At 67.1% G+C, this 20,796-nt stretch carries 15 protein-coding genes; 4 read left to right on the top strand and 11 right to left on the bottom strand.

Features of this window, described 5'->3' with window-relative positions; genetic code table 11:
• Window positions 1–16: 16 nt before the first annotated feature.
• Complete coding sequence (locus NET02_RS08510; RefSeq protein ID WP_284056967.1) at window positions 17–949, bottom strand: nucleoside hydrolase; 933 nt, start codon at window positions 947–949, stop codon at window positions 17–19.
• A gap of 97 nt (window positions 950–1,046) precedes the next feature.
• Between NET02_RS08510 and NET02_RS08505 the strand changes: the two genes are divergently transcribed.
• Entirely contained in the window at window positions 1,047–2,825 is a 1,779-nt protein-coding gene (locus NET02_RS08505) for a TolB family protein (RefSeq protein WP_430981075.1), read from the top strand.
• 47 nt (window positions 2,826–2,872) lie between these two features.
• On the opposite strand, the gene NET02_RS08500 is transcribed toward NET02_RS08505, so the two are convergent.
• The 3 genes from NET02_RS08500 to lspA are packed head-to-tail and all read right to left on the bottom strand — an operon-like array spanning window position 2,873 to window position 5,687.
• Window positions 2,873–4,180 carry a glycerate kinase type-2 family protein gene (locus tag NET02_RS08500; protein WP_284056965.1) on the bottom strand — a complete coding sequence of 436 codons (1,308 nt, stop codon included), beginning with the start codon at window positions 4,178–4,180 and terminating at the stop codon, window positions 2,873–2,875.
• Complete coding sequence (locus tag NET02_RS08495) at window positions 4,155–5,114, bottom strand: RluA family pseudouridine synthase (RefSeq protein WP_284056964.1); 960 nt, start codon at window positions 5,112–5,114, stop codon at window positions 4,155–4,157. The genes NET02_RS08500 and NET02_RS08495 overlap by 26 nt, the downstream gene beginning before the upstream one ends.
• 30 nt (window positions 5,115–5,144) lie before the next feature.
• Window positions 5,145–5,687 carry a signal peptidase II gene (lspA, locus tag NET02_RS08490; protein ID WP_284056963.1) on the bottom strand — a complete coding sequence of 181 codons (543 nt, stop codon included), beginning with the start codon at window positions 5,685–5,687 and terminating at the stop codon, window positions 5,145–5,147.
• Between the two features lie 298 nt (window positions 5,688–5,985).
• Here lspA and murG point away from each other — a divergent pair, with 298 nt between their 5' ends.
• On the top strand, window positions 5,986–7,143 hold the full coding sequence (murG, locus tag NET02_RS08485) for an undecaprenyldiphospho-muramoylpentapeptide beta-N-acetylglucosaminyltransferase (RefSeq protein ID WP_284056962.1): 1,158 nt from the start codon (window positions 5,986–5,988) through the stop codon (window positions 7,141–7,143).
• Here murG and radA read toward each other — a convergent pair.
• Window positions 7,091–8,512, bottom strand: a complete 1,422-nt coding sequence (radA, locus tag NET02_RS08480) for a DNA repair protein RadA (protein ID WP_284056961.1) — start codon at window positions 8,510–8,512, stop codon at window positions 7,091–7,093. The two genes, murG and radA, sit on opposite strands and share 53 nt — an antisense overlap.
• 213 nt (window positions 8,513–8,725) lie before the next feature.
• Between radA and NET02_RS08475 the strand changes: the two genes are divergently transcribed.
• A complete protein-coding gene (locus NET02_RS08475; RefSeq protein ID WP_284056960.1) occupies window positions 8,726–9,406 on the top strand; it encodes a hypothetical protein in 681 nt (226 codons plus the stop codon).
• A gap of 115 nt (window positions 9,407–9,521) precedes the next feature.
• On the opposite strand, the gene NET02_RS08470 is transcribed toward NET02_RS08475, so the two are convergent.
• The 5 genes from NET02_RS08470 to NET02_RS08450 all read right to left on the bottom strand — a co-directional run bounded on the left by NET02_RS08470 (window position 9,522) and on the right by NET02_RS08450 (window position 18,959).
• Window positions 9,522–11,975, bottom strand: coding sequence for an ATP-dependent Clp protease ATP-binding subunit (locus tag NET02_RS08470; protein ID WP_284056959.1), 2,454 nt, complete (start codon window positions 11,973–11,975; stop codon window positions 9,522–9,524).
• A gap of 369 nt (window positions 11,976–12,344) precedes the next feature.
• Window positions 12,345–13,694: a 30S ribosomal protein S1 gene (rpsA, locus tag NET02_RS08465; protein WP_284056958.1), complete on the bottom strand. Its 1,350-nt coding sequence runs from the start codon at window positions 13,692–13,694 to the stop codon at window positions 12,345–12,347.
• Between the two features lie 769 nt (window positions 13,695–14,463).
• The gene (locus NET02_RS08460; protein WP_284056957.1) at window positions 14,464–15,558 is read right to left on the bottom strand and encodes a pyridoxal-phosphate-dependent aminotransferase family protein; all 1,095 of its coding nucleotides are present in this window, start codon (window positions 15,556–15,558) and stop codon (window positions 14,464–14,466) included.
• A gap of 147 nt (window positions 15,559–15,705) precedes the next feature.
• On the bottom strand, window positions 15,706–17,445 hold the full coding sequence (locus NET02_RS08455) for a CocE/NonD family hydrolase (protein WP_284056956.1): 1,740 nt from the start codon (window positions 17,443–17,445) through the stop codon (window positions 15,706–15,708).
• A 62-nt stretch (window positions 17,446–17,507) separates the two neighbouring features.
• Complete coding sequence (locus NET02_RS08450) at window positions 17,508–18,959, bottom strand: O-antigen ligase family protein (protein ID WP_284056955.1); 1,452 nt, start codon at window positions 18,957–18,959, stop codon at window positions 17,508–17,510.
• Between the two features lie 298 nt (window positions 18,960–19,257).
• Here NET02_RS08450 and NET02_RS08445 point away from each other — a divergent pair, with 298 nt between their 5' ends.
• Window positions 19,258–19,635, top strand: a complete 378-nt coding sequence (locus NET02_RS08445; RefSeq protein WP_284056954.1) for a winged helix-turn-helix transcriptional regulator — start codon at window positions 19,258–19,260, stop codon at window positions 19,633–19,635.
• On the opposite strand, the gene NET02_RS08440 is transcribed toward NET02_RS08445, so the two are convergent.
• Complete coding sequence (locus NET02_RS08440; RefSeq protein WP_284056953.1) at window positions 19,604–20,791, bottom strand: M20 family metallopeptidase; 1,188 nt, start codon at window positions 20,789–20,791, stop codon at window positions 19,604–19,606. The genes NET02_RS08445 and NET02_RS08440 overlap by 32 nt on opposite strands.
• Window positions 20,792–20,796: the final 5 nt, after the last annotated feature.

The raw sequence follows: 20,796 nt of genomic DNA, 5'->3' as shown, positions 1-20,796 counted from the left end.
GGTCGTCAACAGCGCTTCAGACCATCGGCACCCCGAGCGCTCCAGCGAAGAGCGCGCCGAAGCGATGCACATCCACTTCCAGAGCAACCAGATGCTCGGATGCCGCGCTGTTGCTCCGAACCATCGTCGTCTGTCCGGCCGTGCTCCATAGGCCAGTATCGACGCTCACCGCTGTCCGCTCGCACCTGATCAGGTCGGGGTAGGCAGCGACTGCCACGGCAAGCGGATCGTGCAGCGCGTAACTCTCGAGCTGCCGATGCTCGAATGCCCAGGACGAGACGCCGGAGATCAGGCGCGGCTCAGGATGATCGAGGCCACGACACCGCTCCCACTGTTGCCGTGTGAAGCGTACCTGCGTGGTGACGTCGAGACCGACGAAAGTGATCGGGAGCTGGCTCCTCGCTACGAGAGCCGCCGCCTCCGGATCGACGAAGACGTTGAACTCCGCCCAAGGCGTGACGTTTCCGGCGACGGTAAACGCGCCACCCATGATCACGACCCGCTGCAGAAGTCGCGGCAGTTCGGGCTCGAGCAACAGCGCCACGGCCAGATTGCTGAGCGGCGCCAGACAAACCAGAATAAGCTCGCCCGCATGTTCCCGGGCTGCTTGGATGATGAACTCCGGCGCGTGGGCGCCAACCATCCGACCAGGTGACGGCGGGAGCTCGAGTCCTCCCAGACCGTTCGGTCCGTGGTAGGCCATCGCGTCGCGATGCGGCCGGACCAGCGGCGCGGTGAGGCCGGGCGCGACCGGCACATCGCCGGCCCCGAGGAAGTGAAGAACGCGCCGCGTGTTCTCGGTCGCTCGCTGCTGATCGACGTTGCCGGCAACCGTCGTCACCCCGATGACGTCGAATTCAGGGAGCCGACAGGCAAGCGCGATCGCCAACGCATCATCGACGCCGGTATCCACATCGAGGATGACTGGTGCGGGGCTCTTCGACCTCATCGCGGTCCGCCTCTCCAGCGCACTGGCTCTCGTTCTGCGCAGGTAGCATACACCCATCGCAAGGCGACGCCAGAGCGGATGCTATACTGCGATACCGATGAGCGGGCCTGAGTTGTGTGGTCCTGAGGAGAGCGTGCGCCTGCGTCGAATTGCTGAAATCCTCTGCCTGATCACTGTTGCGGCAGTGCTCCAGCCCGCCTCCTTCGCTTCGGCTACCAGCACGCCCCTGCCGTATCGCCTCGAGCCGGCGATGACCTCATCCGTCGGTTTCCAGCAGCGTAACCTCGTGGCCTCCGGATCGATCCTGGTCTGGGAAGACCACCGCAGCGGCACCCCCGAAATCTACGCGTACGACCTGGATGATGGACGCGAGTTCCGCCCCGATCGCAGCCCTGGTACCCGGCAGGAGCCAGCGATCTCCGGGACGACGATCATCTGGGTCAGTGGTGCCGACCCGAAGCAGCGGAGAATCGTCGGAGTCGACCTCTCCCGAGGCACTCCACTGGTCGTGACGAACCAGCCTGGTGAAGTGCGTGAGCCGGTGATCGACGGCGACCTCGTCGCCTGGCGCGGGCGACGCAACGGGCACTGGGATATCTTTGCCCGCCGGCTCGAGTCAGAGCAGGTGATCCAGATCACCAACGATCAAGAGAACCAGGCACATCCCTCGGTGAGCGGCGATACCGTCGTCTGGCAAGACTTTCGCGATGGCGACTGGGATATCTACGCCTGGGACGCTGGGAACAACCGGGTGACGCCAGTCACCTCCACGCCCGAGGACGAAGTCGACCCGGTGATTTCCGGCGATTGGATCGTGTTCCGGCGCTTGCTCAGGAGCGGTGGCCCGCCGCAGCTCGTCCTGCACCACCGTCCTTCGGGAGAGGAGCGCATCCTGGTCGAGGATCACCTGGTCGGCAAGGCGGCGATGCACGGCAACTTGATCGTCTGGGAAGATTGGCGCAGCGGCCTACCGGATGTGTACGCCTACGACATCGAGCACCAGCAGGAGTTCGCCGTGGCTCGCACCCAGCAGGCGGTGATGCCCTGCGTCTCGGACGCGCTGATCGGCTGGATCAGCCAGATGGCGAGCGGCCAGGGGCGCGTACAGGCGCTCAGCATCGTCCAGCGCCTGCCGACCGACCCACAGGAGCCACCGGCTGTTCCCTCGGCCGAGCGTGTCTACTTTCCCGAAACCCAACACTTCATCTCCGCTGGATTCAAGGCGTTCTGGCAAGCCAACGGTGGTGAGCGAATCTTCGGGTATCCCCTGACCGAGGAGTTCTCGATCACCGACCCCAACACCGGCGAGCAGGTAGTGGTCCAGTACTTCGAGCGCGCGCGCTTCGAGTACCGCGCCTCGGCACCCGAGGGACAGCGGATCACGCTGGGACGCCTTGGCGTCGAGCTGACCAGCGATCGCGCATTCCAGCCAGTACCGCCGTTCGAGAGCACCGCCGAGAGACGGTATTTCCCGGAGACCGGCCATTCCCTGGCATTCGGCTTCAAGGAGTTTTGGGAGAGCCACGGCGGAGTGGANGTCGAGCTGACCAGCGATCGCGCATTCCAGCCAGTACCGCCGTTCGAGAGCACCGCCGAGAGACGGTATTTCCCGGAGACCGGCCATTCCCTGGCATTCGGCTTCAAGGAGTTTTGGGAGAGCCACGGCGGAGTGGAGATCTTCGGCTACCCGATCAGCGAGGAGTTCACCGAAAACGGCCGCACGGTACAGTACTTCGAGCGCGCCCGCTTCGAGTACAACCCCAATGCCCAGGACGACGACTCGCAGGTGTTGCTGGGGCTGCTCGGCCGGGAGGCGCTCCAGCGCATGGGCTGGCTGCCCCGTCCGCCGACCGATACCACGCTGCTCACGAAGTAGTCCCGTTCGCGCGAAGCGCCAGCGAAACCCTGTCTGCGGTGCATAACCTACCGGATCATCGCGAGATAGAGGTCGTTGACGTTGGTTCCGGTCGGGCCGGTGACCAGGAGTGCCTCCGCGGCTGCTAACCCCCGGGCGCTGTCGTTCTCCCGCAGGAGCTGCTTCGGGTCGAGGCCGGCCCTCCTGATCGCGCCCGCTGTCTGGCCGGTCACTACCCCACCAGCCGCCCCGGAGATTCCGTCGTCTCCGTCCGAGGCGAGGCTGGCGACCGCGACGCCCGACACACCGTCCAGCTCCAGCGCCGCGGCTAGCGCCATCTCGGTGTTGCGGCCACCAGCTCCCTGGCCACGTACCGTCACGGTCAGCTCGCCGGTGCCGATGAGACAGACCGGCGGGTGCCACGGCTCACCCCGCTCGTGGATGTGCCGGGCCAGCGTACACCAGAAGCGGGCGAACTCCCGTGCCTCGCCGACGAACCGATCGCCGAGTACGACGCTCTGGTACCCTCGCCGCTCCGCGGCACGCTTCGCCAACTCCGCCAGTCGACGAGCATCGGCCAGCACGACATTCTGGGCAACGTTGCGCACCGGATCCGGCTGCCACGGCTGCTCCAGCGCGCGGCGCACTGCCACAGGCAACTCTTCCCAGATCCCCAGCCCTCTGATCGTGTCACCCGGATCTGCCAGTACGGGCCCTGGATCGACGCTCGGCCCGCTGGCGATGACCGGCAGCGGGCTCCCGAGCACATCGGAGATCAGCAGGTTTACGACTCGTGCCGGAGCAGCGGCGCGAGCCAGCCCTCCTGCCTTGATCAGGCTGAGTCGCTGTCGCACTGCATTGAGCAGCCAGATATCGGCACCGGCTCGCAACAAGAGCTGTGTCGTGCTGGCCAGATCGTCGAGCGTGATGCCGGGCCGGAGCGCTTCCACCAGCGCTGAGCCTCCACCGGAAATCAGCGTGAGCACTAGATCGTCCCGCTCGAGACCGCTGACCGCTGCCAGCACCGCCTGACCGGCCGCCAGGCTACTCTCGTCAGGAACCGGATGGCTCGCTTCTCGCACCTCGAAATGGGTGAGGCCAGCGTGAACCGCGAAGCCCCGCTTGGTGACGACTAGGCCCCGGTCGATCCGGCAGTTCAGCGCCCGCTCGGCGCCGGCGGCCATCCCGATCGCCGCCTTGCCGATCGCCACAACGACCAGTCGAGCGCCCGGTGGTAGCGAGTAGCGTTCCCCCTGGATCTGGATCGCGCCAGCCTCGAGCTGCAGGGCTCGCTCTACCAACCGCTCGGCGCGGAGTTCAGCGATAACCGTCGAGAAGATCTGTTCGACATCAGCGCGGGCCTGTGCCGGCTCCACTCAGAGTGCGATCCTCTCTGGCGCGCAGCCCGTCGAGTACCTCCTGCAGGTCATGCGGGAGCGGCGTCTCCAGCTCGATCGCTTTTCCAGTACTGGGCAGCATGAACTTGAGGTAGGTCGCGTGCAGGAACTGCCGTGGCACCGGCACGACGAACCCGCGCCGCCCATACACCTCGTCCCCCACGACTGGATGGCCGATAAATGCCATGTGCACGCGGATCTGATGCGTTCTGCCTGTCACGAGCGTCAGCTCGAGCAGCGTGGCACAGCGGAAACGTTCACGCACGCGGAAGTGCGTCACCGCCGGCCGTCCACCGGGCACGACTGCCATCCGCTTGCGATCCCGTGGGTCTCGACTGATCGGGGCGTCGACGGTTCCCTCGTCTGGCTCGACGACGCCGTGAACCAGAGCCAAATAACGCTTGACGACGGAGCGGCCCTGCCACTGCTTGAGGAGCGACAAGCGAGCGTCCTCGTGCTTGGCGACGACGATCAAGCCGGATGTGTCCTTGTCCAGCCGGTGCACGATCCCCGGCCGATCGCTCGGTCGGAGCCGCAAGTCGGGGCGAATCGCTTTGAGCGCGTTCACGAGCGTGTCCTGCTCGTGTCCCGGGGCCGGGTGGGTGACCACTCCTGCCGGCTTATCGAAGACGATGATGTCCTCGTCTTCGTAGAGGACCGGGATTGGGAGATAGACCGGTTCCAGCTCCTCAGGCGGCTCGACCGGCGGCAACATCACCACGATCTGGTCGCCGGCGCGCACCCGGTGGGCCGGTTTGGCGGGCTGGCCATTGACCAGGACATCGCCGGACTTCATGAGCGTCTGGGCGAAGCTCCGGCTTACTCCGGTGACGCGGGCGGCGATCAGCCGGTCGAGCCGCTCGCCATGCTCCCTCTCCGAAACGTCGAGCACCAGACGAACTGCGTCACTCATATCGCTCGTTGCACGCTGCCGCGCGGCGCGCTACCTTCTCCCGTCCTGCTGCTCCGCCTGGCTTGCTCGCTGCGCATCGCTCCGCACGAGCACCACGAGCAGAATCGCTACGCCGATCGTGATCGCGCTGTCGGCGAGGTTGAAGGTAGGCCAGAACGGCACGTCGATGAAATCGATCACGAAGCCGTGGCGGAGACGGTCGACCACGTTCCCCAGTGCTCCACCGATTTGCAAGCCCAGCGCCAGCGCACCCCAGGGCGTCGCCGCGGCCAGTGCGCGAAACCAGATCGCGAGAAGGAGCACGATGACGAGCGCGACCGCGGCGAGCACCGGGTTGCGTCCCTGGAACAGCCCGAATGCCGCGCCGGTGTTCTCCACGTAAAGCAACCAGAGCACGCCAGGTATCAGCTCGAGCGTCCTCCCTCCAGCGCTAGGCCCCAGCGTGGCCACCACCAGCGTCTTGGATATCTGGTCAACCACGAGCACCAACGCCGCTATGAGGCCGACCAGCGCGATTGGACGCCAAGTTGGCTGGGCGCTCGATCTGGCCGGTTGGGCCAGCGGCTCGGTCACATCGCACCTCACGCAGTCAACCGATGTGCAGGCTCGTTCACTCGTTCAGATGAAGCGAGCGAGGCAAAGCCCGATCTTAGGCCACGTGGCCTCACCGCTCGCCTCAGCTCTAAAGGACAATTGTAGCGGAAACCCGATCCGCTCAACCGAGGGTGCCCGGCTGCGACCGGCGAAGTCCGACATCCGGAATCCCCATGCGCGTGGCCAGGGACATGTCCCTCGAATTTCCTTGGCGCTCGAAGGTCAGCGTGACTACTATCACGGGTATGCGCCTGTGGACCGGCGCAGGTGAGGTGAGATGGCAGAAGAGGCTCTACGTCTGGTCATCGGCGGTGGCGGCACCGGCGGTCACACCCAACCGGGAGTTGCGGTGCTGCGCGCGCTCTACCGGCGCGTGCCGGTCGAGGCCCTGTGGATCGGCTCGCACGCAGGCCTCGAGCGCCAGGTAGCGAGCGGGGCTGGCATACCCTTCCGCGCGGTCTCCACCGGGAAGCTTCGCCGCTACCTGTCGGCCCACACGCTCGTCGACGCGATCCGTGTCCCGCTGGGGATCATACAGGCCTACCGCCACATCCGAGCCTTTCGCCCACACGTCGTCTTCGGCACCGGCGGCTTCGTGAGCGTGCCGGCAGTCATCGGTGGCTTCGCGGCAGGCTATCCGGTGCTGATCCATGAGCAGACGGCCACCGCCGGGCTCGCGACTCGGATCAATGCGCGTTTCGCCGATGTCATCGCGCTCTCGTATGTGACCAGCGAGCGCGCGCTGCGTACACGACGGGGCAAGGTGGTGGTCACCGGCAACCCTGTCAGGCCAGAGCTGCTGGACGGACACGCGGCGAAGGTCTACCAGGAATTCGGACTCGCGCCAGACCTGCCGATCGTCTACATCACAGGAGGGGCGCTCGGCGCGCACGCGATCAACCTGGTTGTCGAGCGAGCGCTCCCTCGCCTGCTCGAGCGCACCCAGGTCATCCACCAGTGCGGGCCGGCCTCGATGAACGGCGACTATCCTCGCCTGCTGGATCGACGGTCTTCGCTGCCAGCCGAGCTCGCGGCGCGCTACGTGGTGCGAGAGTTTCTGGGTGAGGAGCTGGCCGACGTCTACGCCGCGGCGTGGCTGGTCGTCGGGCGTGCCGGAGCGGGGACGATCGCCGAGCTGGCAGCTCTCGGCAAGCCGGCGGTCCTGATCCCTTTGCCTGGCGCGAGTGGCGATGAGCAGACGCTGAACGCTCGCATTCTGAGCGAGGCTGGCGCTGCCGTGCTACTGCCCCAGCGGGAACTGAGCGAGGCACGGCTGCTCGACGTCATTGGCCAGATACTGGATGACGAGAGCCAGCGTCTACGGATGGCGGCAGCGGCACGGCAGCAAGCCCGGCTCGACGCGGCCGACCGGCTGGCGGATCTCATTCTGGAGCTGGCTCGCCGGCCGGTGTCCGAGCGGACATTGGCGCGCTGAGCGACCGCTCGACCGCTTCGGCAATGGTCCTGGTCCAGACCAGTTCGATATTCGGCACGGAGATCGAGCCGTTGCCGCGCCGCTGCGGTACCACCGCGCGACGGAAGCCGAGCCGCGCCGCTTCCTGCAGCCGCCGTTCCAGGCCGCTGACGCTGCGCAGCTCTCCGGAGAGCCCGACTTCGCCGATCAGCACCGTCTCGGCATCGACGGGCACGTCCCGCGCGCTCGAGACGATAGCCACGGCGACGCCGAGGTCGATCGCCGGCTCGGCCACTCGCAGTCCGCCGGTAATATTCACGAACACATCGTGGTCTCCGAGCCGGACCCCAGCCCGCTTGCCCAGCACCGCCAGCAACATCTGCAGCCGGTTCACGTCGAAACCGGTCACGGTGCGCCGTGGCATGCTGTAACCGGCTGGGCTGGTGAGCGCCTGCACCTCGATGAGGATGGGACGCGTTCCCTCCAGGGTGACCACGACCGCTGATCCTGGCGTATTGCGCGCGCGCTCTCCCAAGAACGCCTCCGACGGGTTCAGGATTTCTCGCAGGCCAGCTTCGACCATCTCGAAGACGCCGACCTCATCGGTCGATCCGAAACGGTTTTTGACTGCCCGCAGGATGCGGTACTGCTGGAAACGCTCCCCTTCCAGGTAGAGCACCGCATCGACCATGTGCTCGACCACGCGGGGCCCGGCGATCACCCCCTCCTTCGTCACGTGGCCGACGATGAACACCGGAACCCGCGCTCGCTTGGCGTACTGCATGAGCCGCGAGGTGCATTCCCGTACCTGGCTGATGCTCCCGGGGGACGATTCCAGCGCCTCCACATACACCGTCTGGATCGAATCTACGACCAGTACCGCTGGCCGCAGTTCCTCGGCCGCCTCCAGCGCCGCATCCAGGCTCGTCTCCGGGAGAATGAAGAGCCCATGCCCGCTTACCCCGATTCGGTCGGCACGCAGCTTCACCTGCTCGGCCGACTCCTCGGCGGCCACATACAGCACCGAGCCGGCGCTCGTCGTCAATGCATCGGCTGCCTGCAGGAGCAACGTCGACTTGCCGATCCCAGGGTCGCCGCCGAGGAGCACCAGCGAGCCAGGTACGAGCCCGCCGCCCAGTACCCGGTTGAGCTCCCCGATCGCGATCTGGTGGCGTGTCTCGGCGGCACTCGACACCTCCGTGAGTGGCCGCGGGCGCGCAGCCGCGCCGCTGCTCGCACGCTGCGAGCCAGACGGCTTGCCAGGCAGGAAGGTCTCGACCATGCTGCCCCAGGTATCGCACGAGGGACAACGCCCGTAGTATCCAGGACTCTCGAAGCCACACTGCTGGCAGACCCAGATCGTCCGGCCCCTCCCGCGCCCGCGTGTCATCGTCCGTCATCCTCCGGTGATTGGCTGAGATACGAACTGTTGTTCGCATTGTACCAGCAGCGCAACACCGCTGCCAGCCTCGCTGAGCAGACGTGCTGTATGAGCGTGGGAAGCTCGATGGGTTGGCTCGGATCGCCCCCGGCGCGCCGCGTACCATCGTTGTGTGTCGTGACGGAGGAGGCTGCCAGTGCGGCCCCGGAGTAGAGCGAGACGATGGTGGGAATTCCCGACGCCCTGACAAGGGCAGCGATCCTGCTCTTGGTTGCCCTGATGGCCAGCTACCTCCTCGGGCGGGAGCAGAAGGATCGGCTGGTTCGATCTCGTGCCGAATGGCTCCGGCTCGCGCTCGGCCAGCGCTATGCCGAACCGCGCCTGGCTGCCACCGGGTACGGGTTCACAGCAACGGCCCAGTTGCCCGAGGGGCCAGCACGCCGGATCGACGCCTCGCTCTTCCTCCTGCCGCGTGAGATCCCGCCCCTCTGGCTGGTACGTGCTCTCGGGGGAGCAACGGATCTGTTGACCTTCTGGGTGAGCCTCCGCGCAGCACCCGCTGCCGAAGGCGATGCGTTCGATCTCCGAGTTCCTGTGGGCCGTCGCGCGGCTCGCCTGCTGCCGTCCACCTGGGTACACCGGCGCGAGCCGGGACTATTGCTCGCCGCTCCGTCCGAGTTGCACCTCGAACGCCTTCGCGAGCTCGCCGACGTGCTACGGCAAGACGGGCTGCTACCTGTCTTCGCCTCGGTGCGATCCCAAGCCCCCCACCTTCAGGTCACGTTCCAGGCTCCGGCAACCCTCGAGCAATGCCGCGCAGCCGTGCAAGCCGTCTGGCTGGCCACACGCCTGCTAAGCAGCGAGCGCCTGCTCGATCCTGGTCTCCAGCCTGACCTGCATTGATCACAGCAATGCCTTGCCTTCGAGGCACGGCCGACGAGCACGGAAGACAGTAGCAGGGATGAAGAAAACGGCCCACCGCGGTTCCGCGGTGGGCCGTCCGGTTGCCGGCGATCGCTCAGGACACGGTGGTCAGCGCTTCGGCCGGCTCGATCGCGAGCAGGTCGTCGCGCACATCGATCACCACGGTGCTGCCCGGCTTGAAGCGTCCTTGCAGGAGCCCCTCGGCGAGCGGGTCCTCGATCAGGTTCTGGATGATCCGCCGCAGCGGGCGCGCGCCGAACTGCCGGTCGTACCCGCGCTTGGCCAGCAGATCCATGGCCGCTTCGGTAACCTCCAGGCTGATCTGCTGCTCGGCGAGCTGCTTGCGCACGCGCTTGAGCTCCAGGGATACGATCTGGCGGACATGCTCGGGCGACAGCGGGTGGAACACGATCACCGCGTCGATCCGGTTCAGGAACTCTGGGCGGAAGGTCTGCTTGAGCTGCCCGAGCACCTTGTCCTTCATGGCCTGGTACTCGTGCTGCAGCCGCTTCTCCTGGTTCTCGGCCGTGGCGAACCCTAGCGTGCCCTCGCGCTGGATCATCTCGGCGCCGATATTCGAGGTCATGATCAGGATGGTGTTACGGAAGTCGACTCGCCGCCCCTTGGCATCGGTCAGGCTTCCGTCCTCCATGATTTGGAGCAGCATGTTGAACGCCTCGGGGTGCGCCTTCTCGATCTCGTCGAGCAGGATGACCGAGTAGCTCTTCCGCCGCACGGCCTCGGTGAGCTGGCCACCCTCCTCGTAGCCGATGTAGCCCGGTGGCGCGCCCACCAGCCGTGAGACCGTATGCCGCTCCATGAATTCGCTCATGTCGATCTTGATCAGCGCGTCCTCGCTGCCGAACATGAACTCAGCCAGCGCCCGGGCCAGCAGCGTCTTCCCGACGCCGGTCGGCCCTAGGAAGATGAAGCTCCCGATCGGCCGCCGTGGATCCTTCAGACCAGCGCGAGCGCGCCGCACGGCCTTGGCGAGTGTCGCGATCGCCTCGTCTTGCCCGATAATCCGCTCGTGCAGCGCCTCTTCCATGTGGAGCAAGCGCTCGCTCTCCTCAGTCGCCAGCCGGGTCAACGGGATACCCGTCCACATCGAGACGACCTGGGCGATGTCCTCGTCCGTGACGACAGGCTCGTCCTGCCCTTGCTCCTCGCGCCAATGCTGCTCGAGATCAGCGATGCGCTGGACGAGCTGGCGCTCGCGCTCGCGGAGCTCGGCGGCAAGCTCGAACTCCTGGCCGGTCACGGCGGCGTCGAGCTCGCGCCGCAGCGATTCCAGCCCGCGGCGGGCTTCCTTCAGCGTCGGCGGCGAGGCCGACCGGTACATGCGAACTCGCGACGCGGCCTCGTCCACCAGGTCGATCGCCTTGTCGGGCAAGAACCGGTCGGTGACGTATCGCGAGGCCAGGATCGCCGCAGCCGTCAGCGCCTCGTCGGCGATCTTCAGCTTGTGGTGCTCCTCGTAGCGCTCCCGGATGCCGCGCAGGATCTCGATCGTCTCCTCGACCGTCGGCTCGTTGACCATCACCGGCTGGAACCGCCGCTCCAGCGCCGCGTCTCGCTCGATGTACTTGCGGTACTCGTCGAGCGTAGTCGCGCCGATCGTCTGCACCTCACCCCGAGACAGGGCCGGCTTGAGGATATTGGCCGCGTCGACCGCGCCTTCCGCCGCGCCAGCGCCGACCAGTGTGTGCAGCTCGTCGATGAAGAGGATCGCGCCGGACTCTTTGACCTCGGCCACGATCTTCTTCAGTCGCTCCTCGAACTCGCCGCGATACTTGGTACCGGCAACCAACGCGCCGATGTCGAGCGCCACCAGCCGCTTGTTCTGCAGCGGCTCGGGCACATCGCCGCTGACGATGCGCTGGGCCAGACCCTCGACGATCGCCGTCTTGCCCACGCCCGGCTCACCGATCAACGCGGGGTTGTTCTTCGTCCGCCGTGACAGGATCTGCATCACCCGCTCGATCTCGGTCTGCCGGCCGATCACCGGATCCAGCTTGCCGAGTCGCGCCGCTTCGGTGAGGTCGAACCCGAGCGCGTCCAGGTACGGCGTCTTCGTCTGCTGAGGTCGCTGCTGGTAGGCGCTCCCCTGGCTGACCACCTGGATCACCTGCTGGCGGACTTTCTCCAGGCTCACGCCGAGGCTCTCGAGCACGCCCGCAGCGATGCCTTCGCCCTCGCGTACGAGTCCGAGCAGCAGGTGCTCGGTGCCGATATAGTGGTGATTGAGCCGCCGGGCCTCGTCTACCGCCAGCTCGATCACCTTCTTCGCTCGGGGCGTCAGCCCGATCTCCCCGACGACAGTGCTATCGCCACGTCCGATAATGAACTCGACTGCGCTGCGCACCTTGGGGAGCTGCACCCCCATGCTCATGAGCACGCGCGCGGCGACGCCGTCCCCTTCGCGGACGAGGCCCAGGAGCAAATGCTCGGTGCCGATGTAGTTGTGGTTGAACCGCCGGGCCTCTTCCTGGGCCAGCGTCAGCACCTTGCGTGCTCGCTCGGTGAACTTTTCGAACTTATCAGCCATGATGCACTCCTCGGGCCTCAACCCTCGATCAGTCTCTGTCTCGTTCGACTCCCGGTCGGGTCAGTTCCGATGCCCATGCCCTGCGTGACACCTTCTAGTCTACTGAAACGGCAGCGATCCGTCCTATCTTCCATCGGTACCGATCGCCGGGTTTCCCTGAGGACTTCGGTACCGGAAGGCGCGAGGCCAATCCGGATGTGCTGGCTGCCGGTCCTGGGCGTGGATCGGGCCGGCGGGACCTGACAGTCCTGCAAGGAACCTCAGGCCCCCACACGGCGCTGCCGGCTGGGGGCCTTCTCGCCTGGCCGTGCCTGGGAGCACGACAACCAGGCACCTTGTTCGTGTGCGGGGGTCTGGCGGGATCGCGGGCTACGCGCCCTCACCATTATCGGCCGGAGGTGTCTCCGATTCGGCCTCCGCTTTTTCCTCATCGAGCTCGGCCGTCGGTTCGTCTTCCGGCTCGGAGTCTCCTTCTTCAGGATACGGCGTGATACCTCGATCGAGCAACTGTTGCTTGATCGCCACGCCCTCCGGCCCCAGTGCTGCTTCGATCTCTTCGTCGGCGGCCTCCAGCGCCTGGCGCAAGCTCAGCCCGATGCGCCTCCTCGCTGGGTCGATCCGGATAATCCTGACAATAACTTCGTCACCCTCGTTGAGCACCTCGCGCGGGTGCTCAACGCGCCAGCCGGCCAGCTCGGACACGTGGATCAAGCCCTCGATACCGTCTTCCAGCCGGGCGAACGCTCCGAAGTTGGCAAGCTGCGTCACCGTGCCCCGCACCAGTTGCCCGACGTTGTACGCGCTAGCCACGCGTGACCAGGGCTCTGGCTGAGTCCGACGGATGCTCAGCGCGATCTTCTTTTGCTCGGGGTTGACGGAGAGGACATAGACATCGACCTCGTCACCCACCTGGAGCACCTCGCTCGGGTGCTTCACTCGGCTCCATGAGAGCTCGGAGAGGTGGACGAGACCATCAGCTCCGCCGATATCCACGAAGGCTCCGAAATCGGCGATGCTCGTCACCCGGCCGCGCCGGACCTCGCCCTCGCGCAGCGTCTCGATGAGCTGAGCCTTGACCGCATCGCGCTGCTCCTGCACGGCCTGCCGCTCAGAGAGGATCAACCGGTTCCGATGCCGGTTGATCTCGATGATCTTCAGCTTCAGTCTGGAGCCGATCATCCGGGCCATGTCGGCCTGCTTGGTGCTCTCGTCACCACCGCGAATCGCAATGACCTGCGAAGCTGGGACGAAGCCACGCACCCCTTCGAGGTTGACCAGCAGGCCACCCTTGTTGTAGTTGACGACCTCGGCCTCGATGATCTCGCCAGCTTCGTAGACCTCTTGCAACCGCCGCCAGCTCTTCTCCTGCCGAGCCCGGTCGATCGAAAGGACAGCCTGGCCGGCCTGGTCTTCGGACTGCATCACGAACACCAGGATTCGGTCACCCGGCTGCAGCCGCGCCAGCTCCTCCGGCGACAGCGTCGAGAATTCGCGACTCGGAATGACCCCTTCCGACTTGCCGCCGATGTCGACCAGGATCTCGTCCCGGCCGATGGCCATGACCTGGCCCTCGACCACATCGCCGTACTTGAACACCCGGTAATCGTGGGCCGGGTCGCTCAGAAGCTCCTGCAGGGCGGACTGCCCGTCCTCCACGGGATCCTGCCCGAACGGGCGCGCTTGCCGGCCGGTCTGCACGTCGTCGATCTGCTCCACCATGAACCTTCCTCGGTGCCTCAGTTTCGCTAACCCCCTCCCGGGCTCGTCGAGAGACGCGGGAAAACGGCTAGCAAGGACACTCGATAAGTATAATAGCGCCCCTGCGCGAGGGCAAGCGGCCTATGACGCATCCTCGGGGCCGCCCCGGCGAACGATCACCTGTAGAGGCAGGCCCCCGTGCTTGCCCCTCGTCTCCCCGACGCCCCCTAGTGTTTGGGCAATCACCGGGCGACCACAGGGGGTCGCCCCTACCCGGTGACACCCTCGTCCCTTCCCGAGCCGGCTTCGGCTTAGTGCTCGAGTCGTTCCTCGACCCTCACGGCTAGCGCGTCGTTCGGCGGCTGCTCGAGCGATGACGAGGTGGCGGCGGCGAGCACGGACGCGAACGACCAGGCGGTCTCGCCGCTCATCCACGTGTGCGGTCTCGTTTCGAGCGGCACGGGCGACACCACGCTTGGGGACCCGTTCGATGTCGAGGTCTACTGGGACGCGGACGGCAGCGGCGATGTCTCAGCCGATGCCACCCTGCTCGACACGGTGACGGCAAGACATGTGTGCCGCAGGCGGAGTGAGAGCCGCGCGGGCACACTCCGAGCAGCCACTGGATCGCGCCTAATGGGCAGTCCGCTGCCCTCCGGGCTCGCTGCGAGCCGGCGCGCTCGCAGGGTCGCGGGCGCGGCCCGGCTCCCGCCACGGCTCGCTGTGGGGACGAGCCGGCCGCGAAGTCTCGAATCGCCTGGCCGCCCGTTGATGCTGGATGGAAAGCCGGTCAGCGAGGTTCCCGCCTCGCGGCGCTGACGTCTTCCAACGCCGCCAGCAGGCGGTGGAGCTCCGGCTCGTGCACCCATCCCATGTGGCCCACGCGCACGATCTTCCCCCGTAGCCGCCCCTGGCCGCCGTTCACCTCGATACCGTGACGCTCCCGCAACTCCCGCACGACCGTATCGGCGGCGAGGCCATCGGGCGGCAGCAGCGCCGTCACCGTCGGCGAGGCGTACGGCGGCTCGGCGAGCAACTGGTAGCCCAGCCGGGTGGCGCCGTCCCTGACGAGCTCGGCGAGCAAGCGGTGGCGCGCGAAGACCTGCTCCAGCCCCTCGGCCTCGATGAGGTCGCAGGCGGCCTGGAGCGCATAGAGCAGCGTCAGCGGCGCAGTCGACGGCAGGTCGCCCGTCTCCGCCTGCGCGCGGTACTCGCTGAGATCCCAGAACGCCCGGGGGAAGCCAGCTCGCTCGCTGGCCGCCCAGGCCCGCGGGCCGACGCCGACGATGACCAGGCCCGGCGGGCACATCCAGGCCTTCTGCGACCCGCTGAAGATGAGGTCGACCCCCCAGGCGTCCATCTCCAACGGCATGCCGGCCACGGCGCTGACCCCGTCGACGAGCAGGAGCGCGCCGTGTTGCCTGACCAGCTCGCCCACCTCCGGCAGCGGGTTCGCCACTCCGGTCGAGGTCTCGTTGTAGGTGTAGAGCACCGCCTTGACGTCCGGGTTCGCCGCCAGCGCCCGCCCGACGATCTCCGCTGTCGCCGCGCGGCCCCAGGGAACCTCGACGCGCTCCACCCGCAAGCCGAACCGCGCGGCCACGCTCGCCCAGCGCTCTCCGAAGTCGCCAGCGACGACCGCCAGCACGCGGTCGCCTGGGCAGAGCGTGTTCACCAGCACGATCTCCCACCCCGCCGATCCAGTCCCTGGCAGGACGAGCACGCTCCCGTCTGTCTGGTGGACACGCTCGAGTTGCCTGAGCAGTCCCTTGAAGAATCCGCGAAAGGTTGCGCCGCGATGGTAGATCATCGGACGCTGCATCGCCTGCATGACAGCCGGGGGAATCGGGGTCGGACCAGCGATCCGGAGGTCAGTCACCCGCATACGCGCTCCATCACCCGAACACGAGTCCAGCGCAGCGCGGGAGCGGAGTGGAGCCGCTCCCGCCCGGCCTAGTGTACCTCGTTGCGATCGGCGATCGGCAACGCGCGCTCGGCGAGACGCTCAACCAGCCTGTCGAGCCGCCGGCCGCTACTCTTCCAGCACCGGCAACGTAATCCGAGAGGCGTAGTCGTGCTGGTGGAGGACGATCTGCGTCGCCACGCGCGCCGCGGCCGCGCCCTCGGCACCCAGCTCGCCACCGGTGTTCAGGTTGCGATCCCAGTGCGGAAAATCGCTGCTCGACACCTGCACGCGGATCTGGTGCCCCCGACGGAAGACGTGCGCCGTCGGGCCGAGGTCGATCCGGTACTCGTGCACCTCTCCCGGTGTGATCAGGCTGGGCTGGCTGAGCGACTCCCGGAAGCGCGCGCGGACGATCCCCTGCGCGATGTTGATCGACTGCCCAGCCGGGCCGACGTCGCAGAGCTTGACGGTGAAGTCGGTGTCGTGGGCCGAGGAGGCGGCGTAGAGCGTGGCGCGCACTGGCCCCACCACCATAAGGTCTCGTTCGAGCGGCGCCGAGGTGTAGACCAGGACACCGTTGGAGATCTCCACGGCCGCCTGGTCAGCCGGGCCCATCGGGGCAATCGTCGCGAAGCAGCAGGATCGGCCCCCAGCGCTGGGCGTCGGGAAGAGCGGGTCGTAGGTATAGACGTCCGGCGGTTCGCCGCCGGGCGGATCGAGATTCAGCCGGCCGTTCCCGTTGATCGAGTTGGCCGCGCCGGCACTGTGCAGGTAGAAGTCTCGTTCGACGACCCCGGGTGGCGGCCAGTCGTCGAAGTCGCGCCACTCATTGATCCCCATGACGAAGACGGTCACCGGCGAGTCCAGGACACCGGTGTCCTCGTCCATCAGGAATTGTTTCAGCCAGCGCAGTTGCCACAGATCGACGATGTTGCGGGCCTCGGGCCCGAAGTCGACGCAGCCGGTCACCTGTCCCCACGGGAGGTGGTACCAGGGGCCGACCAGGAGCTTCTGCATCCGCCGCGCGTTCTCGTCGCCCGCCTCACGGCGCAGGCCAGCGAAGTTCTTCACCGTCCCATGGATGAAGATGTCGTACCAGCCTCCGATGTGCAGGGCGGCCACGGTGATCTGCGAGTAGTCCTCGTCGATGCTCCAGCGGCGCCAGTACTCGTCGTAACTCGAGTGCTCGAGCCAATCGAAGAAGTACGGAGCGAGGCCAGTAGCGGCCAACGGTGGATACTCCTTTAGCGGCAGGGAGCTGTACCAGGCAGGAGCCTGCATGAACGCGGCGGCGAGCTGGGCAGTCGCGGTGTCGTCACCGCGCCGCTTGGCAGTATCGATGGCTAGTTGCGTGGCCCAGGAGGCGCAGAAGGCGAGCGCGAACGCGCCGCCGTTGTACGTCCAGCCGTCGTAGTACTGGGAAGCGGTGAGCCCGGGACAGATCGCGCGCAGGCTGGGCGGCCGCTGGGTCGCTGCCAGGAGCTGTGTCGCGCCGACGTACGAGAAGCCGTACATGCCGACTCGTCCGTTGGAGCCGGGCAGCGATGCGGCCCACTCGACCGTGTCGTACCCGTCCTCGGCCTCGAAGGCGAACGGATAGAAGTCGCCCTCCGAGCGCCAGCGCCCACGCGTGTCCTGGACGACCACCATGAAGCCCTGGCGCGCGTACCACGCCGGGTGGTGATACGTGAGGTTCTCCGCCTGGGTCTTGTCGTACGGGAGTCTCATCAGCAGCACCGGGAACGGCCCGCCACGAGTCGGGCGGTAGAGGTCGGCGTAGAGCGTCGTGCCGTCTCGCATGCGGGCGGGGACGTCGTACTCCACCGTGATGTCGAGGTGGCGCCGATAGACCGCGTCCAGCGACATGGCCTCACCTCCCTGGTTGCCACTGGTTTCGGGATCGACGCTATCGCTGGCGCTCGGGACTGTCAAGCCCGCCGTGGCGGAGAGACTAGCCGCGATAGGGGGCGCACCTGCTGGCTCACGGCCAGGATCAGCGCGTGGATGGTCCAGAAGACCGTGGCCATGTGCGGGAAGCTGATGTTGAAGAAATAGTGATCGAAGAGCCCGATGAAGAGCGCCGCGCACTGCGCGCCGCCGAGCGCCAGAAGCAGATCTCCCGCTGGCCGGTCAGCGGCCTGGCGCCAGGCCCTCAGGCCGGCCAGCGCGATCGATCCCACCGCGAGCAAGAACGCGGCCAGGCCGAGCAACCCCATCCGCTCGGCCACCATCAGGTAGATGCTCGACACGCCCGTCCAGAGCGCGATCGTCGGCCCGTCGCCGAAGCCGACGCCGAATAGGGGATATTCGCGGATGATCGCGAGTGCAGTGCGGTACTCCTCCAGTCGCATCCTGGTCGCCGGGTCCTGCAGCGTGAAGCCCAGCCACAGCCGCTGGAAGAAGACCTCGCCCAGACCCAGCGCCAGAGCGCCTGCCAGGCCAGCGACGCCGGGGACAAGCATCCAGCGATAGCGCAGGACGGCAGCGAGCCCAATGCCCGCCGCCGCGCCGAGCCAACCGGCGCGCGAGTAGGTCAGAAGCAGCGCCGGGGCAAGCACCGCAGCGACGCCCCAGCAGAGCCAGCGCGGCAACACCGGCCGGCGGGCGATCCCCTGCACGACGGCCAGCACTAGCACGACCGCTACTAATCCGGCGAACGAGTTGGGGTCGACGGAGGTACTGGTCAGCCGCATCGGCTTGGCCGGGTCATCCTCGATGTAGCGGACGATCCGGTCGCTCGGATAGCCGTAGGGGATCAGCCTCGCCAGCGCCAGCAACGTGACCTGCGGGCCGGCGATGTAGAGGACGAGCCCGCCGAGTGCGGCCAGCCCGGTGACGACGAGCAGCACGGTCAGCAGCCGGCGCGCGTCGTCGATCGTCTGCGTCGTGCTCCAGACTACGTAGAACAGCAGCACCCCGAAGATGAACTTCATGTAGTCGTGGTAGGTCTGCGTGGTATACCCGCGCCCGAGCCCGAGCACGAACGCGAACAGCGTCACCACCAGGAGCAGGGCTACCCACAGCCCAGCAGTGTGAACCGGCAGGAGCCGGTCGCGCCGGAGCAGCGTCGAGAGCAGCCAGACGCCCAGCACCGCTGCGCTCGCGGTCTCGAGAAGCGCCGGCGTCAACACGACTTTGACCGGGATGACCGCGAACGGGAGCAGCGCGCAGATGGCGAGCACGACCCAGAGACCGGCTCGCGCGTCGGTGACGATCGCGATCCCCGCCACCAGCGCGCCGAGCAGGCCAGCGGCCGGAACCGGACCGAGCCACGCCGCCACCAAGCCAACTAGCCCGCCCCCGGCAACGGCGGTCACCGCCCCAGCCCCAGTCACCAACCACCCCGGCACCGGAGCCGTCGACACCGGCCAGACCGGCAAGCGGATCTCCCAAGCCCGCCGCGGCAACTCTGAACTGGGCGCCAATTCAGCCCGCTCGCCCCTCATCGATCGTCCGACCGCTCGACCAGCACGCTCCACTCCGCCTTGGAGAGCATACCGTCGCTCGCCAGCAATACCATCCCCTGGGCGCCACCCAAGCCGGAACGTAACCCGGCAAGCCTTCTGTCAATCTACACTGAGCACGTGCATGCTATCCTTGCGCTAGCGATGGCCGTGACGGGCAAGCACCCCGGCTTGCTCAGGCAAGACAGGACACGCTCATGGAGGTCAGCCGCTCATGAGGCCACCGCGCGATTCGTTGGACCACTGCCCGCTGGCCCAGACGGCATCGATCATCTGCGACGTATGGACACCGCTGATCATCCGCGATCTGTCTAAGGGCCCGAAGCGTTTCTCCCAGTTGCAGCACTCGGTCAGCGGGATTAGCCCCAAGACCCTCTCGACCAGGCTGAAACAGCTCGAGCAGCAGGGCATCATCCAACGCTTGTCCGAGCCGGCGTCGGCTCGCCCGCGCTACGAGCTGACGGCCAAGGGCCAGGCGCTGGTGCCGCTCATCCGCGACATGCGCGCCTACGGCCGGGCCTGGCTCGTCGCTGAGCCAGCGGGCAGGCAGAAAGAGGAGCTTACTCGGAGCGCGGCGGCGCGAGCGCGATGAGCAGCGCCAGCAAGGTGAGCCTGGTCGGGAGACTCTCCAGGTCGATGTACTCCGCGGAGCTGTGCGCTCCTCGCCCGATCGGTCCGAGGCCATCCAGCGTCGGCACCCCGATGAGCGCCGTGAAGTTTCCATCGCTCCCACCACCGCTCGCGAGCTCAGCGAACTCCAGCCCCATCGCTTGCACGATCGCCTCAGCCAACCTCAAGAGGGAATGCGTGCCGTCCAGCTTCTGCATCGGCGGCCGGTTCAGCCCGCCGCTCACCTCGGCCCTGGTATCCGGCACCCAGGAACGCGCGGCGATCTCGCGGATCGCCTGGTCGACCCGGGTGGCCTCTTCGTGGCTGGGCACTCGGACATCGATCTCGGCCATGGCGAGCTTAGGGACGACGTTCCTCCGCGTCCCGCCCCGCACCACGGTGACGTTGACGGTGGTGCCTTTCTCGAAGTCGTTGAGCTGGTGCCAGTGCACCGTCTTGTAGGCCAGCTCCAGGACGGCGCTGCGCCCGTCCTGCGGTGCCGCGCCGGCGTGCGCGGCCCGGCCGTGTACCGTGACCGAATACATGCCCACACCCTTGCGTGTCGCGAGCACCCCGCCCGGCTCGCGCCCCGGTTCCAGCACGTAGACGGCATCGGCCGCCCGCGCTGTCTCCTCGATGAGCTGGCGCGAGGTGGGGGAGCCGACTTCCTCGTCGCTGTTCAGGACGAAGACGAGATCCGGCCGAGCCAGGTCGGGGAAGCCGGCGAGCAGCTCCACCGCGTGGATGCCCAGCACCAGCCCGCCCTTCATATCCAGCACGCCGGGCCCGTAGACCCGGCCCTCGCGCACGGCCAGCGGGCGGGTCGCCGCCGTGCCGGCCGGATACACCGTGTCGAAGTGTCCGAGGAGCATCACGCGCCGCCGCCCGTCCCCAGGCAGTGTCGCTACGAGGTGGTCGCCGAAGCCGGTGGCCGGGTAGCGCTCGACTCGCCAGCCGCCCCGCTCTAGCATCACGGCGAGCTCGCAGCCGACCTGGTTCACCAGCGGGACATTGAAGGTGCCGCTGTCCAGGTTGACCAGCCGCGTCAAATCGCGCAGGTACGCTTCGACACGAGTTTGGGCCCGAGCGCCCACGCGCCCCGCCAGCTCACCTACCTTCGGGGGCACCATCGGTTCCATCCGTT

This window comes from Thermalbibacter longus (assembly GCF_023806485.1).
Classification (GTDB): Bacteria; Chloroflexota; Chloroflexia; order Thermomicrobiales; family Thermomicrobiaceae; genus Thermalbibacter; species Thermalbibacter longus.
The sequence above is the reverse complement of the archived record's forward strand: the minus strand, read 5'-3'. Positions and strand labels throughout refer to the sequence as shown.

Coding starts and splice junctions, on each gene's coding strand:
- rpsA (WP_284056958.1), bottom strand. CDS start 13,694: ATGGTGGAGCAGATCGACGACGTGCAGACCGGCCGGCAAGCGCGCCCG.
- NET02_RS08510 (WP_284056967.1), bottom strand. CDS start 949: ATGAGGTCGAAGAGCCCCGCACCAGTCATCCTCGATGTGGATACCGGC.
- NET02_RS08455 (WP_284056956.1), bottom strand. CDS start 17,445: ATGTCGCTGGACGCGGTCTATCGGCGCCACCTCGACATCACGGTGGAG.
- NET02_RS08475 (WP_284056960.1), top strand. CDS start 8,726: ATGGTGGGAATTCCCGACGCCCTGACAAGGGCAGCGATCCTGCTCTTG.
- NET02_RS08470 (WP_284056959.1), bottom strand. CDS start 11,975: ATGGCTGATAAGTTCGAAAAGTTCACCGAGCGAGCACGCAAGGTGCTG.
- NET02_RS08460 (WP_284056957.1), bottom strand. CDS start 15,558: ATGCGGGTGACTGACCTCCGGATCGCTGGTCCGACCCCGATTCCCCCG.
- murG (WP_284056962.1), top strand. CDS start 5,986: ATGGCAGAAGAGGCTCTACGTCTGGTCATCGGCGGTGGCGGCACCGGC.
- NET02_RS08445 (WP_284056954.1), top strand. CDS start 19,258: ATGAGGCCACCGCGCGATTCGTTGGACCACTGCCCGCTGGCCCAGACG.
- NET02_RS08440 (WP_284056953.1), bottom strand. CDS start 20,791: ATGGAACCGATGGTGCCCCCGAAGGTAGGTGAGCTGGCGGGGCGCGTG.
- radA (WP_284056961.1), bottom strand. CDS start 8,512: ATGACACGCGGGCGCGGGAGGGGCCGGACGATCTGGGTCTGCCAGCAG.
- NET02_RS08495 (WP_284056964.1), bottom strand. CDS start 5,114: ATGAGTGACGCAGTTCGTCTGGTGCTCGACGTTTCGGAGAGGGAGCAT.